General features: G+C 66.4%; 11 protein-coding genes. 6 read left to right on the forward strand and 5 right to left on the reverse strand.

Annotation, left to right across the window (positions count from 1 at the left end):
* Positions 1-135: 135 nt before the first annotated feature.
* A complete protein-coding gene (gene glnA, locus GVY64_RS10305; RefSeq protein WP_067800793.1) occupies positions 136-1,572 on the forward strand; it encodes a type I glutamate--ammonia ligase in 1,437 nt (478 codons plus the stop codon).
* A 117-nt stretch (positions 1,573-1,689) separates the two neighbouring features.
* On the opposite strand, the gene GVY64_RS10310 is transcribed toward glnA, so the two are convergent.
* On the reverse strand, positions 1,690-2,643 hold the full coding sequence (locus tag GVY64_RS10310; RefSeq protein ID WP_159840278.1) for a hypothetical protein: 954 nt from the start codon (positions 2,641-2,643) through the stop codon (positions 1,690-1,692).
* Between the two features lie 382 nt (positions 2,644-3,025).
* Between GVY64_RS10310 and GVY64_RS10315 the strand changes: the two genes are divergently transcribed.
* From GVY64_RS10315 to GVY64_RS37225, 4 genes are read left to right on the forward strand one after another with little or no spacing between them, the layout of a single operon-like run.
* Positions 3,026-4,063 (forward strand): prenyltransferase/squalene oxidase repeat-containing protein, encoded by a 1,038-nt coding sequence (locus GVY64_RS10315; protein WP_159840279.1) that lies wholly within the window; start codon positions 3,026-3,028, stop codon positions 4,061-4,063.
* Positions 4,064-4,094: 31 nt separating this feature from the next.
* The gene (locus tag GVY64_RS10320) at positions 4,095-4,463 is read left to right on the forward strand and encodes a hypothetical protein (protein WP_201297963.1); all 369 of its coding nucleotides are present in this window, start codon (positions 4,095-4,097) and stop codon (positions 4,461-4,463) included.
* Positions 4,464-4,497: 34 nt separating this feature from the next.
* Complete coding sequence (locus GVY64_RS10325; RefSeq protein WP_236566735.1) at positions 4,498-6,492, forward strand: type VII secretion target; 1,995 nt, start codon at positions 4,498-4,500, stop codon at positions 6,490-6,492.
* Positions 6,492-8,537 carry a hypothetical protein gene (locus tag GVY64_RS37225; RefSeq protein ID WP_201297964.1) on the forward strand — a complete coding sequence of 682 codons (2,046 nt, stop codon included), beginning with the start codon at positions 6,492-6,494 and terminating at the stop codon, positions 8,535-8,537. The genes GVY64_RS10325 and GVY64_RS37225 overlap by 1 nt, the downstream gene beginning before the upstream one ends.
* Positions 8,538-8,751: 214 nt before the next feature.
* Here GVY64_RS37225 and GVY64_RS10335 read toward each other — a convergent pair whose 3' ends face one another.
* From GVY64_RS10335 to GVY64_RS10345, 3 genes are all read right to left on the reverse strand, one after another.
* The gene (locus GVY64_RS10335) at positions 8,752-10,947 is read right to left on the reverse strand and encodes an elongation factor G-like protein EF-G2 (RefSeq protein ID WP_159840281.1); all 2,196 of its coding nucleotides are present in this window, start codon (positions 10,945-10,947) and stop codon (positions 8,752-8,754) included.
* 91 nt (positions 10,948-11,038) lie between these two features.
* Entirely contained in the window at positions 11,039-12,532 is a 1,494-nt protein-coding gene (locus tag GVY64_RS10340) for a serine hydrolase domain-containing protein (protein WP_159840282.1), read from the reverse strand.
* Positions 12,533-12,661: 129 nt separating this feature from the next.
* Positions 12,662-14,086 carry a WGR domain-containing protein gene (locus GVY64_RS10345; protein ID WP_159840283.1) on the reverse strand — a complete coding sequence of 475 codons (1,425 nt, stop codon included), beginning with the start codon at positions 14,084-14,086 and terminating at the stop codon, positions 12,662-12,664.
* 161 nt (positions 14,087-14,247) lie between these two features.
* On the opposite strand from GVY64_RS10345, the gene GVY64_RS10350 reads away from it, so the two are divergent.
* Positions 14,248-14,415 carry a hypothetical protein gene (locus tag GVY64_RS10350; RefSeq protein WP_159840284.1) on the forward strand — a complete coding sequence of 56 codons (168 nt, stop codon included), beginning with the start codon at positions 14,248-14,250 and terminating at the stop codon, positions 14,413-14,415.
* A 76-nt stretch (positions 14,416-14,491) separates the two neighbouring features.
* On the opposite strand, the gene GVY64_RS10355 is transcribed toward GVY64_RS10350, so the two are convergent.
* A complete protein-coding gene (locus GVY64_RS10355) occupies positions 14,492-15,001 on the reverse strand; it encodes a hypothetical protein (RefSeq protein ID WP_159840285.1) in 510 nt (169 codons plus the stop codon).
* Positions 15,002-15,030: the final 29 nt, after the last annotated feature.

Below are 15,030 nucleotides of genomic sequence, written 5' to 3' on the forward strand. Positions count from 1 at the left end.
ACCACGCTGCCTGACGCACGTGTAACACCGGCGAAACACAGCCTTGACTGCAGGGAAACACGGCATCCATAGCGTCTGGTCGCGACGAACCCATGCAAGCGACACTGGCTGGGAACCGATCCGTAAGGAGAACAAGTGACGTTCAGCACGGCCGACGAGGTCATCAAATACATCGCTGATGAGGACATCGAGTACGTCGACATCCGGTTCAGCGACCTGCCCGGTGTGCAGCAGCACTTCTCGATCCCGGGAAAGGCCTTCACCACCGACCTCGCCGAAGAAGGGCTAGCGTTCGACGGCTCCTCCGTCCGTGGGTTCCAGTCCATCGACGAGTCGGACATGCTGCTGCTGCCCGACTTCTCCACCGCGCGCGTCGACCCGTTCCGCGCCGCCAAGACGCTGAACCTCAACTTCTTCGTGCACGACCCGTTCACCCGGGAGGCCTACAGCCGCGACCCGCGTAACGTCGCGCGCAAGGCGGAGGAGTACCTGCGCTCCACCGGCATCGCCGACACCGCGTACTTCGGCCCCGAGGCGGAGTTCTACATCTTCGACTCGATCCGCTACGACTCGGCCATGAACGGCGCGTTCTACGAGATCGAGTCGGTCTCCGGCTCGTGGAACACCGGCGCGGAGTTCAACCCGGACGGCACCCGTAACCGCGGCTACAAGGTCCGCAACAAGGGCGGCTACTTCCCCGTCGCGCCCTACGACCACTACGTCGACCTGCGCGACAAGATCTCGACCAACCTGCAGAACTCCGGCTTCGAGCTGGAGCGCGGCCACCACGAGGTCGGCACCGCCGGTCAGGCCGAGATCAACTACAAGTTCAACACCCTGCTCGCCGCGGCCGACGACCTGCAGCTGTTCAAGTACATCGTCAAGAACACCGCGTGGCAGGAAGGCAAGACCGTCACCTTCATGCCGAAGCCGCTGTTCGGCGACAACGGCTCGGGCATGCACGTGCACCAGTCGCTGTGGAAGGACGGCAAGCCGCTGTTCCACGACGAGGCCGGCTACGGCGGCCTGTCCGACCTGGCGCGGCACTACATCGGCGGCATCCTGCACCACGCGCCGTCGCTGCTGGCGTTCACCAACCCGACGGTGAACTCCTACCACCGCCTGGTCCCCGGCTACGAGGCCCCGATCAACCTGGTGTACTCGCAGCGCAACCGCTCCGCGGCGGTCCGCATCCCGGTCACCGGCAACAACCCGAAGGCCAAGCGCCTCGAGTTCCGCGCGCCGGACTCCTCGGGCAACCCGTACCTGGCCTTCGCCGCCATGATGATGGCAGGCCTGGACGGCATCAAGAAGAAGATCGAGCCGCTGGCTCCGGTCGACAAGGACCTCTACGAGCTCCCGCCGGAGGAGGCCAAGAACATCCCGCAGGCCCCCACCAGCCTGGCGTCGGTCATCGATCGCCTCGAGCAGGACCACGACTACCTCACCGAAGGCAACGTCTTCACCGAGGACCTGATCGAGACCTGGATCACCCTCAAGCGCGAAGGCGAGATCGCCCCGGTGAACCTGCGGCCGCACCCGTACGAGTTCGAGCTGTACTTCGACGTGTAAGTCGTTCGCTCCGGCCTGTGCGGGAGCGCCTACTCGGGCGCTCCCTCGACGGTAGGCGACGAGTCCATCTGGTCCGTGATCCTCCGGGGATCGCGAAGCAGGTGGACTCGTCTGCGTTCAGGCCTCGGTGGCCTGCGCGGCGCTCCAAGTCGGTGTGCCGTAAACGTTGAGTTTGTCGATGCCGTGGTCGGTGGAGAAGCCCAGTCCGACCGCAGAGTAGCGCCAGGCAGCACCACGCGATTGCGCGGCCTCGGCTAGCGCGTCGACGGCGTATGTGCTGCCGTGGTGGCGGGATGCGAGCTCGCTGACGAGATCGCCGAGGTCGGTATGTTTCCGCGAGCCCAATGAGAGCCCGAAACCGGTGCCGCTCGCACTTCTCGAACAGCAGACGAACCAGTCGTGCCGGTGGAGGTCGGCTGCGTCGATGCCGCATCGGACGAACTCGGACAGCAGCTCCCAGGCCGGATGCCCGAAATAGCGGGACAGTTTCATCGGCACAGCTACGTCGTCGTATCGGGCCTTCAAGTAGATCTTGTGGTTCACGCCGCCGCGTGCATCCACCTCGAGCGCGGCGGCGACAGGGCTGATGAGCTTCTCGTGATCGGGCACGGTGACCAAGCCTGCGAAGCCGGGCCAGGCATTGCACAGTCTGTCCAGTGCCCCCGGCACGATTTTGAGACCGCCGTAAACCTTGAGGCGCGCCGCATGGCGTGGCGCCGCCGCATGATGGACAATTCCCGTCCACGTCGCGGAACGATGCTGTGCGGGTACCTTCGACGGATCCGGATACAGCGTCGTGACAAACGACCGCAGCATCTCGACCACGCTCTCATCACCGTTCGGGAGCCATGCGACGAGATCCCGTAGTGAGGCCAGCTGAGCGGCGACACGAGAGGCGAACCGTGTCTCCTGCGTCGCGGTCTCGGTGATGTAGCGAATGGCAGGCGTGAATTTCCCTCGGCCCCCGCTGACACTGGCTTCGAATGGAGCGCCGGAAATAGTCAACATGCTGGCCCGGTGACCATCCGGCCCCAGCGCATCGAGCCGGCCTCCACAGGCTCGTTCCATCATGGCCCGGATCGTCGCTGGGTCACTGCCCGGCGACAATCGATCGGCCACATCGACCAGGAATTCCCCGACAGGTCCAGTCATCGAAACCGTCGGGATCGGCCGGCATGGAGGAGGCCTGCGGACGGCGGAGCGGCACTTCTACCCATATCGGCAGACTCTCTCACTGAGGGGTGCAGCCCCTCACCTTGTTCTTCCCATCTCTGGGAATTGAGGCTCTCTGGGCCCTGCTCTGCTGAGGAGCAGCATGTCTTTCGATTGGCGGAGGCGCTACGTCGCCTGTGTGGCGGGAGCCCGCCACCGGTGTCCGAATAGCCGCCGGGGGCGCACTCGGGTGTGTCGCGGTCTGTAGCCGGTCGCGGTCTCCGAGGGAAAGCAGGATGTCGTGGATAGTGATGTCACCGAAATGGTCGCCGCGGCGTGTGAGTTCTTGGTGAGCCACCAAGATGCCGACGGTCATTGGCGCGACTACGAATTGCCGCCCGGCAGATCCGAATCCTGGATCACCGGATGTGTGGGTGTCGCGCTGAACGTTGCCGAGGATATCCTCGCGCCCGATCCTCGCCGTACCATGGCTCTCGACCGCGCCGTTGCGGCGTTGCGTGACTCGCAACGGCCCGGCGGGTGGGGATACAACCGAACGGTGTCGTGTGACGCCGACACGACGTCATGGGTGGTGCGACTGGTCGCCACACGCGATCCTGAATCTTCTATGGCGGCGGCGCTTTTCGGAAGCTACCTCACACCGTCCGGTGGAGTGCGTACCTTCCCGTCGCCGGTATTCGGTTCATGGGCAGCGGAACACGACGAAGTTGCTCCCATGGCAGGGCTCGCCCTCCTGGCGCTCGGCGACGAGCGCACGGTTGAGCTCATCCGCGCGCATATCGTGAGCCGCCACCGGGACCACGGCAGATGGTATTCGTTCTGGTGGCACTCGGACGCTTACGTGGCAGCACACAACTTGACGTTTCTGGCGCGGTCCGGCGGCATACCCGCGGTAATCGTCGAAGCGGAGCGGGAGCGCCTGAGTGAAGGTGTCGGCCCGGCGGACGGAAGCTTTGCTGCTGGTGTGGAGTCATCCTTCGACACCGCTCAGCGTCTGATCACCGCCGTGCGTGTAGGGGCATCCGGCTACGTCTCCCTGCTTTGTCGGGCGCTGCTGGCGGTGCAGTTACCGGACGGCGGCTGGCCCGCCTCGATGGGCCTGCTCGTTCCGGGTCAACGGACGCCGACCAGCGAGATATTCGCCGATGATCGCAGGCTACTCAGCACGGCAATGGCGGTGCAGGCCCTGACGGATGCTGTGTGCGAAACGAGGCTGGGACCCACCACGACAGATAAGACTACGACCGCTGCGCGGACGGCCGAGCCAGTAGGATCGTCGGTCAGTCGCAGTCCAGGCGGGCGTCCTGCCGACGGATGAGTGAGGATCCATGCGAGAGATTCACCCCAACGTGCGTGCCGCACTCGGCCTGGGGCGGGAGTTGCGGCACCGCATCGCCGCGATGCGTGAACGGTCCGACGGGATCGTCGCGCGCCGACCGTCCCCGAGCGGCTTGGTCATCCCCGAAGTCGACGCGACCGGACGGCTGCTCGACCTCTATCTGGCACCCGGAACCTGCGCTCGCTTCGAGAGTCGTGAGCTGGCCGTCGAAATCATGGCTGCCATCACCGAGAGCACGGAAGACGCGCGGCGGCAATATCACATCACGATGAACAACACCGACAATGTGCCGCGGCCGCTTTCGGAGGCCATGCGGGACTGGCGGCCCGAAAACGCTTCGGACCAGCAGGTTCCCAGCTTTGGGAAGGCGGAACAATGAACCTGAGATAGCTGGCGGGAGGGATCGACCGAGCATGCCGAATTACCTGGATGTCGAGCCGGATCAGCTGCGCGCGATCGCGAAGCAGCACGATCTGGCCGCCGCGAACATCCGGAAGTGGGGTGAAATCCCGCACGAGTGGCTCGCCGACTTCGAGCCCACCTACGGCATGATCGCCGATCCAGTGCGAGCGGCTCTGGTGGACTACTACAACAGGCGCCATGACACCGCCGAACGCCTCGCTGCCAACCATGAACGGTCGCGAGACGAATTGATCGCCGCCGCGCGAGCGCTCGAGATCGCCGATCAGTCCGGCGGACACCACATCGGCGGCGCGGGTAATCGTTTCGCCGACGGAGCGCCTCATGGCGGCCCGGCACCCGGCGCGCCCGCGAATCACGCGGCCCCGACAGGAGGCAGCGGGTACCCGCCTCCCACGAACGGCACCCAGCCGCTGCCCGGGCCTTCCACCTTCTCACCCGATGCGGCGGATCCGCCGGTCGTGTCGGGCGGTGACGTTGGACGCGCCGACCAGTCGCTTTCGCCATCCGCCGCCTCGGTGCCACAGGCATACGACACCACACCCACCGGGATCGGTGCGCCGGGCTGGGCGACATCGCATTCGCTCGGCGGATCGGAGCCGGGCACCGACGACTGGACCGTAGCGTCCCCCGGTGTCGACGGCCCGAGCGACCTGACAGGCATGACCGGTGACCGGGAGAGTGTCGCCGGTGCGGTCAGCGGGTCGAGTGCGCCACCGGTCGTTGATCCGCTACCGGCGGCCGCTGCCGTCCATGCAGCCGGCATGGCCATGGGGATGCCCACGCCCTTGGCAATGGGTCCCTTGGCGTCGGTGGCCCACGCGTCCGAAGACAGGCGGGGCCTCCCGTCGTTGGTGGTGGGCGTACAGGTCGACGAAGATCTGGCACTCGCCCGTACCTTGCTCGCCGGTACCCTCGCCGCGGTAAACGAATCGGCGCGTGGCCTGGAATGGGCCGTCGCGGTGATGCGGACTCCGGTCGGACCGCTCATTCTGCTGACCTCCACTGAGGGGCGTGGTTGGCTGCCTTCCGGTTTGTTCCTGCCGTCGGAGGTCACTCTGCCGTGGAAGTGGGACACCGCGCTCGACAACGCGGCCCGGCGAGCCACCGCGGCGCTGGAGAGCACCGCGGACCCTGCCCGGATGCTGGCGCAGTTCGGTTCGGTAGGCCGGCTCAGGAGCGCTCGAATCACGGCGATGGTCTCGTCTGCGGCCATCTCTGATGACCTGCTCGCAACGCTCGGTCATGATGTCGCTGTCGAGGGCGGGGTCTTGCCGGCCGAGACCGCCGTCGACTTCACTTCCCCTGGTGTCGGACTTGTCGATCGCTTGACACTGGCTGGTTCGGACGAATTGCTGCTACAGGCGGAGGCGGTGCCCCCCAACGAGATACGGGCAAAGTGTCTCGAACTGGCCCGAGTGGCGGATGCTCGGGTTCGCGCCGCCGCCCCTGACAAAGGTCATGACATTTCTGCCTACCGCGCCGCGCGACAACGAATCTTCGAAGCGATGTACGCCGGTCGCTCTGTTCCGGCGGGCTGGTGGGACGAGATACTCGCCGCCGACAGCAGGACGGCGGCGGCTTTGCGCTCACGTCAGATGGGTGTGGCCCACGCTCCGGTCGGGGGCGTCCACTCGGATGTATCGAGCGCGGAAGCACTGCGTGAATTGGTTTTCGAGCGTCGTGCCAACGAATTGCTGTTGCTGGTTGCCGCGGGCGAACCTGGTCGGCAGACCCTGCGCGACGCACTCTACGCGTACGGCCAAATCACTGAGCACCCCCAGCTGCCCGCGGCGGCGCGCGTGACGGCGGAGACGACCGGTATAGCTGTCGCGCGCTCCCACGCTGGAGTCACGCGTGATCTCGGGACGGGTTTGCCCGGTGTAAGCGTCGATCCTTCAGCCCCCGACGGGGCGCCCCCGCCTATTGCGGAATTGTTGAACGGTTCGGCGGGGTCCAAGGGCTCCAGTGAGCAGAGGAGCGCCTGATGAGCAAGGTCGACGATGCCGTCAACAAGGTCAACAAACACTATGAGTCGAGCACCTGGGACGGCGTCGGCTTCCAGGACGGCCAAGCCGAAGACTCGTTGAAGGCACTGGACGAACTGAATTCGACCGAGTTCAAAGAAGCCTTCGACAGGCTGCAGCCCGAGGTGCGAGAAATGCTCGCCAGGGACACACCCGGCAATGTCGCCGAAAAATATCCGAAGATCGTCGATGCGCTGAAGACCGGGCACCCGCAGGATGTCGTCAACGCGAAAAAGACCAAGGAAGACGAGGCTGCCACACCGAAGTTCGCGGACGGTTATGGCTGGGAGTTGCCCGATGAGAAAGAGCATTTGTATCGGGTCGACCTGTATCAGCCGAAGGGGGCCAGCGCCTCACTGATCAGCCTGATCGAGGACACCGAGTTCACGATGCAGTGGGGATTCGACACGTTGGGTGCTCGTGATCCGAAAGCTGCTCCCGACTTCACCAACGTGCTCGACGGCCAGCAGGTCACGAGTGCGGACGGGTGGTCGCAGGTCAGAAGCCAGCATGACACGCTGAAAGAGCAGTTGAGCAAGCGGCAGACCGAGTACAGCGACGCGCACAAGACCGTCAAGGTGGACACGAATGACTCTGCGGTGCTGAACTCGGACACTTTCAAGAAGCTCAAGGGAATAACCGAAGAGCTCAATGAAAAGCTCCAATTCGCGTTCCCGGGCGCCAAAGTGGTCGACGGCAAGATGACGTACAGCATCAAAGATGCCGACAATTCCATGACGACAATCGACGCTTATGAGAAAAACAAAGATTCGGGAAATTATTATCTGACGGCGCAAGCGGAGCAGACGTACTACGTGCGGCATATCGACGCTGCCGCCGAAAAGTGGGATAAAGAGTACGAGAACGCGACGAAGGAGTTTCAGAAAAAATCCGAAAACATCGATCAGCAAAACAACGACAACAACAACAATAATAATAATAATAACGCAAACAACAACGCAAACAACAATAATAACAACGCAAACAGTCCCACCGGTAACAACAACACCTACGTGCCGCCGACGACAACGGATACCTCTGGCCAGCAGACCAGCACTACGAACGACGACTGGGGTTCCACGTTCGAGGATCTGCCCAATCTGTCCCCCGAGACGTCGGATTCCACGACCGGGACAGATACCCAGACGATCTCGGATGACGGAAGTACCGGTACGTCGACCTCCGGTACCTACCCCATCCCCAGCGGTTCGTCGCCGCAGACCGGTGGCATCGGAACCACTTCGGGCCAGCCCACCGGTACTACCGCCGCCAGTACCGGCAGCGACAACGGTATGGCGAACGCAATGCAGCAAGCAATGATGATGAGTGCCCTGGGCGGAATGATGAATCAGGGCAACCGCCAGCCCGACGACCGAGCCTACGAGCAGCGTGAGCGGGATCGGCAGGAGGAGCGGGACCGGCGACGCGAACGCGAGCGGGATCGCAACGCCCAACCGGCCACCGCGAATCAAGCAGCGCAGCAGTCGGCTCCTCCTGGTGTGACGGCTCCGACGTACGCCGGCGCTCCGCCTGCGGTGACGACACCGGGCGCAATGGTGGATTACAAGATCGGCAATTCGACCGTGCAGGTATCCCAGCCCGTGGCGGAAGCGTTGCAGCGGCAGACGCAGAACACAGCGACCGATGCGGCAGCCGCGTACGCCGGTACAGCGGGCGAGTCCACGGCGGAACACCCCTGGGCGACAGTCAACGATGTCGCCCAGCTGAAGACGGGCGATGTCGTGCAGTGGGAGAAGCACAGCGCGCTGATCGTCAAGAACGAAACCGGTCTCAACATCTTGGACAACGGTCAACTCATCCCGCTGGACCCGAACAACCCGCCGCTGACGCAAAAGTACGGCAGTTTCACCGGCTACGCGCACCCCACGGGTCTGGATGTCGGCTCCGGTACCGCCGACCCCGGCGCTACGGCACCACCCCCGCCTACGGTCAGCACGGCACAACCTGCCGGTCCGCCACCCGTCGGCCCGCCACCGCAGGTCTGAGCAGCCGGTAGCGGGAACCTCGTGGCGACGAATTCCTTCCTTGCTACCGGCGCTACGTGGCCTCGCCATACCTGTGCGTCTGGCCGACTCACAGGTCACTGCGTTCAGGAGCGTGCGTCGGTTCTGGCCGGCGCGTCGAACTTGCGGGCCGGTACCCGCGACCGGAACAGGTGCCGACCGGGCCGGTAGGTGCGAATACGTCGAGAGTTGCCGACTACGTGCGCGCCTTCTCCACGCGCAGCGACGCGGCGATCTGGTTCGGCATCGGCTCGTGGCGCGCGTAGCTGCGGGTGAAATCGGCGGTGCCGTGCGAGATCGAACGCAGGTCGATGGCGTAGCGGCTGAGTTCGAGTTCGGGGACTTCGGCGTGGATCCGGGTGCGGCCCGCGCCGTGCGGCTCGGTGCCGAGGACGCGACCGCGGCGGCTGGACAGATCGCTCAGGACCGGCCCGACATAGTCGTCGGAGACCAGCACCCAGACTTCGGCGAGCGGCTCGAGCACCCTGATCCCCGCCGCCGCGGCGGCCTCGCGCAAGGCGAGCGCGCCCGCGGTCTGGAACGCGGCGTCGGAGGAGTCGACGGAGTGGGCTTTGCCGTCGAACAGAGTGACGCGCACGTCCACCAGGGGATATCCGGCAGTCAACCCGCGCGACGCCTGCGCTCGGACGCCCTTCTCCACCGAGGGGATGAACTGGCGTGGAACGACGCCGCCGACCACTTTGTCCACGAATTCGATCCCCGCCCCCTCCGGCAGCGGTTCGACCTCGATCTCGCACACCGCGTACTGCCCGTGCCCGCCCGACTGTTTGACGTGCCTGCCGCGCCCGTTCGCCTTGCCCGCGAACGTCTCCCGCAACGCCACCTCGTGGTCGGTCACGTCCACCTGCACGCCGAACCGGGTCCGCAGCCGTTCCAGGGCGACGTCGCGATGCGCTTCACCAAGGCACCAGAGCACCAGCTGATGGGTCTGCGGGTTGTGCTCGAGGCGCAGCGCGGGATCCTCGGCGGCCAAGCGGGCGAGGCTTTGGGAAAGTTTGTCCTCGTCGGTTTTGCTGTGCGCGCGGATCGCCACCGGCAGAAGGGGATCGGGCATCGGCCACGGTTCGATCCGCAAGGGGCTGCCGGTGGACGACAGTGTGTCACCGGTTTCGGCGTGGCCGAGCTTGGTGACGTAAGCGATGTCGCCCGCGATCGCCTGCCGCAGCGGACGTTGCTGCTTGCCGAAAGGAGCCGATATCGCGCCGACGCGCTCGTCCAGCTCGTGGCTCTCGTGGCCGCGATCCTCGAGGCCGTGCCCGCTGATGTGCACCGTGTCGTCGGCGTGCAAGGTGCCGGAGAAGACGCGGACCATGCAGACCCGTCCGACGTACGGGTCGGACGCGGTACGGATGACCTCCGCGGCCAATTCGCCGTCCGGATCGCAGCGCAACGGATGCGGTCCGGCGCCGTTGCTGGCGGTGATGGGGTGCTCCGCGGGCGTCGGGAAACCACCGGTGATCAGGTCGAGCAACTCCACGGTGCCCAGGCCCTGCTTGGCGCCTTCGGGCGCGGGCGCGGCGAACAGCACCGGGTGGAAGCTGCCCCGCGCGACCGCGCGCTCCAGGTCGGCGACGAGCGTCGCCAGGCTGATCTCCGCGCCCTCGAGGTAGCGCTCCATGAGGCTCTCGTCTTCGCTCTCGGCGATGATGCCCTCGATGAGGCGGTTGCGTGCTTCCTCCAGCTCCGGCACCTGATCGGGTGACGGGTCGCCTCGGACCTCCTCGCCGGAGGAGTAGTCGCCCACGCAGTGCGGCAGCAGCTCCACCATGCCGGTGACCGGCCGGTGACCGTCCGGATTCTTCGGGCCGTACACGGGCAGATGCAGCGGCAGGATGTTCTCCGAGGATCCGCCGCCCAGCACGGTCCGGCAGGTCTCGGTCATCACGTCGAACTCGTCGCGGGCCGTGTCCAGGTGGGTGATCACGATCGCGCGCGGCATCCCGACCGCGGCGCACTCCTCCCACAGCGCCCTGGTCGCCCCGGCGATCCCGTCCGCGCCCTCGGCCGCCGAGATGACGAACAGCGCCGCGTCGGCCGCCCGCAGCCCCGCCCGCAACTCGCCGACGAAGTCGGCGTATCCCGGCGTGTCGACCAGGTTGACCTTCATTCCGCCCCACGCCACCGGCACCACCGACAGCTGCACCGACCGGTGCTGGCGGTGCTCGATCTCGTCGTAATCCGACAGCGACGTGCCGTCCTCGACGCGCCCCGCTCGGTTGACCGCCCGCGCGGTGAGCGCCATGGCGTCGACGAGCGTGGTCTTGCCCGACCCGCTGTGCCCGACCAGGACCACGTTGCGGATCTGCTCCGGCCGCTCCGCTGTCATCACGCCGCCGTCGCCCGCGGCAGCTCCGTTGGTCTTGTCCACCATGTGTCTCGCTCCTTTGCCGACACCTGCCGTACCTCAACCTTCCCACCGGGCGGGGCGTTCCGCCGACGAATCGGCAGATCAGCGTGGGCGGTCACGGGCAGGCGGGAGAGGACTCGCCGGTCGCGCGGATCGTCTCGCAGGCCCAGCCGGTGGCGAGGCGCCAGGAGCCGTCACGCGCGACGAACGGGACGATGGTCGGCACGCGGCGCTCCGGGCCGCCGAGCACGGTGGTCGCGAGCATCTGACCGGGGCCGACCTCGGTCGCATCGACGACCGTCGTGGTGACCGGCGCGTAGACCCGGGATATCCGCGTGATCAACTCCGGATCCTTGTCGTCGTCGGCGATCCGCAGCGGCTTCTCCGCCACCGGGACCGACGGGTCGAGCGTGCGCCGCAGGCGGCCGTCGAGATCGGCGACCGCGGGGATCGACGGGCTCGGCTGGGCTCTCACCGCCGCCCCGGGCGCCGTGCCCGGGTACAGCTGGCGGACGACGCCGAACCAGATGATCGAGGCGGTCACGCCGAGCAGGGGCGGCGAACTGAATTCGTTGACCGCGACCGCGACGCCGACGTCCCGCTCGGGTAGATAACCGAGGTGAGTGGTGTAGCCCGGAACCGCCCCGTTGTGGCCGATCCAGCGGCCGTACTCCATCATGCCCAGCCCGTAGCGCAGGTCTCCGGCGAACTGGGTCCTGGCACGGAAGGTCTCCGGTTTCAGCAGATCGCCGCGACCGAGCATGCGGGCGTAGTCGGCGAGGTCGGAGACCGTGGACACCATCGTGCCCGCCGCGCCGAACAGCGCCGGGGTGGTGCGCGCGGTGACGTCGGTCGGGGCCTCGTCGAAGTGCGCGTACCCGCGGCTCTCCGGTGCGGGCATGGTGGTGTCGGTGGGATACGTCGTGGCGCGCAGCCCGTGTGCGGCGACGACATCGCCGATCACTCGGTGCACCGGTTTTCCGTAGACCTGCTCGAGCACGAGACCCAGGAGGTAGTACTCGGAGTTGGAGTACTCCACGCGATCGCGGGGCGGCATCGCCCTTTCCGGGTGCGCGAGGATGGTGCGCAGTCGGTCGCCCTCATGCCATTCGGATGCCGGAGTCTTCGCAGTCATCTGGTCGGCGAAGGCGGGTTCCTCCCGGACATCCCAGACACCGCCTTGCATGCCGAGCAGATCACGCAGGGTGATGATGTCGCCGTTGGGCACTCCCGGCACGTACCGCGCCAGCACGTCGTCCAACGAGAGCTTGCCTTCATCGGCCGCGCGCAGCACCGCGGTGGCGGTGAACGTCTTGGTGATGCTCCCGATCCGAACATGATCCGCCACGTCCATCGGACGATCGGTCGCGAGATCGGCTGTGCCGTAGGCGGTGACGAAAGTGCCGCGTTCGGGGTCGTGCACCGCGACCAGTACGCCAGGGGCAAGCCGCGCGCGCATCTGCGGCCGCACGATGCGGTCGATCTGCTCGGCTGCCTCGGCTGGAAACTTCCGGTCCGCGTGCTCGTGCGACGTACACCCGGCCGACAGCCCCATGGCCGTCGTCAGTGCCACGGCGATCGCAGCCCACGTTCTGAATCGTCCACCCATCGAGCCATCCCCCCATTTCGATACTTCTGCCAGTGTGCCAGGGTCGTGAGCGGCCGGGGTCCTGCTGAGACGCCCCTCGCGCATCTCCCGAGACGCGCGAGGAACGTTTCGTTCTGGAACGTTCGGGACTCAGGACAGCCGGCGGATGTCCCCGCGCACGCGATAGAAACCGCCGCGCGCCGACTCCGCGATGCCGTCGACCACGTACCGTGCCCCTGCCCGGCGAATGTCCTTGGGGAACTGGACATTCCATCCTTGGTGATATCCGGGTGAGACGACTCGCACGCGCAGGGAACTCCCCTGGTTCACGCATTCCACGATGACGCCGGCACCCGCGTCGGAGGTGATCTCGACGGTGCTGCTGGGCACCACCGCGGAGATCTCGGGAGCCTTCACCGACACCGTTTCCGGCAGCACGCCCTGCTCCGCATCACGGATGGCCGCTTCGCCGACGTCGAGACAGGCCAGCGTGCCCGTGGTGGTGACCAGGTACAGCTTCTCGTCGTGGTACTGCATGGAATAGGCGGATCCGCAGCCCGTGGCCAGTTTCCACACGCGGTTCCCGTCGGCGTCGAAGCAGTACACCGAGGAGTAATTGTCGCCCGCGAAGACGTAGCGCCCGTCGGGCGAGGTGGCGCAGGAGAAGACCGCGGCGTCGCACTGGTAGGTGCGCTCGGCGCGACCGCTCTTGGCCACCATGCGGACCTGGTTGCGGGCGGTGCCCGCGTAGACGGCGCCGGACTCCTGCCAGCCGAACAGGACGTCGCCGCCGGTGCCCGCATGCCACACAGCGTTTCCGCTGTCCAGGTCGTATTTCGTGACGCCGGCGGAATGCCCGTGGTAGACACCGTCGGTGTCGATGCGCACCATCCAGCCCGAGTCGCCGGTGCTGCGCCGGGTCCACAGCGACTCCTCCTCGTAGTCGATCACGGTGATGCCGCCCTGGCGATCGGAGACGCCGAGGATGCCGTCGTGGATGTCGAGCCAGTAGATGTCGACATCGGCCGCGATGTCGTAGGCCGCCCGCGGCACCTTGCCGGACAGGTCGTAGACGCGCCCGTCGTCACAACCGGCGTAGATCCAGAAATCGTCGGCCACAATGCATTTGACCGAGTCCGGCAAGCGGTACCGGCCGGTGACCACGCCGTCCGGGGTGAGGGTGAACACGTCGCCGCTCTCGTTGCCCACCCAGCAGCGGCGCTCGTCGACGAAGATGCCGAAAGCGGCGGCGCCGGAGTCGAAACTCCACAGCACGGGCGCGGCCTTCGCGGTGGAGCGGCCGCTGCTGATCGCCCGCCGGGTGACCGGGCGCCTGTCCCGCGCTCCCATCACGGCGGGCGCATAGCCCTTCCGCACCTTCTCGCCGACCTTCTTCGCCGCGGCCGCCCGCGCCTTCTCTTCGGAGGCGAACGAACTCACCTTCGTCTGCCCTTGCTCCCCGATGCGACCGAAACGGACACTCACCTGCGTGCCCGCCACGATCACCTCGTAGAACTTGTGCGCGGTACCACTGTCCTCGGACAGTTCGAGATAGGTGGTTCCCCCGATTGTCATAGCGCCTCGCCTGGTTTCGTCAGATCAGAACGAGACGAAAGTTAGCAACAGCCACCGACATTCAGCGGCAATCGGCCGCGGTCGCCTCCTCGCGGGCAGGTGTATCGCGAGGGTAGTGTGGATGGCGGTCCTCGCCGCGGAGCCCGGGACCGCGACGGTGCGTGGCGGCGCGACTTGCATACCTACTCGATCACGAACGGGTCGAGTCGGCCGTCGTCGATGCGGTTCGCTACCGCAAGCAGCTCGGGCAGGGCGGCGCCGACGCGGCGGCGGATGCTGCGTCGGTGGCCGGCATGGCCGGGAAGCTGCGGCTGGCGCAGAGCGTCTGAGGTCAGCCGGAGCCGGTCGAGGACGCGGTGATGGAAGCGGCGCTACGCGGGCGATCTTGATGCGTGGACGACCGGATCATCTCGTGGGACCGCCGATCGAGATGCCGGTGATGAATTCGGCGACGATCGTCTGATCCGGATACTGCCGCCCGTAGACGGCGACGATCGCGCCCACGCGTATGTCGGAGGCGCGTTTGGCGACCAGGACGTTCACCTTCGTGCCGGCGTCGGCACGGACCTTGACACTGCTGCTGGTGAACGCGTTGCGCACCACCAGCGTCGTACCGTCGTTGGCGGTGACCTTTCCGAAGGTCATCCCGATGCCCGTCCGGACCGGCGGCGCGGCGGCGACGGGGGGCGTCGTGCGCACGGTGGACGAGGGCGCCGTGGATGTCGGAGCACTGGTGCGGACCGCTGTGGTGGACGTTGCCGCTGCCGTCTGCGTCGGGTGATCGACGAGCAGACACCCGGACACCACCAGGAGCAGCACACCGACGCAGAGTCCGACGAACGCGGCCGCGCCCGAATGGTAGAGCCGATGCGGCTCGTCGTCCCGGTCCCGTGGCGGCAGCGGCGGCATTCCCATGGCCGTTGTGTACGAGAGTGTCTCGATCT

It is taken from the genome of Nocardia sp. CY41 (assembly GCF_009829325.1).
GTDB lineage: Bacteria > Actinomycetota > Actinomycetes > Mycobacteriales > Mycobacteriaceae > Nocardia.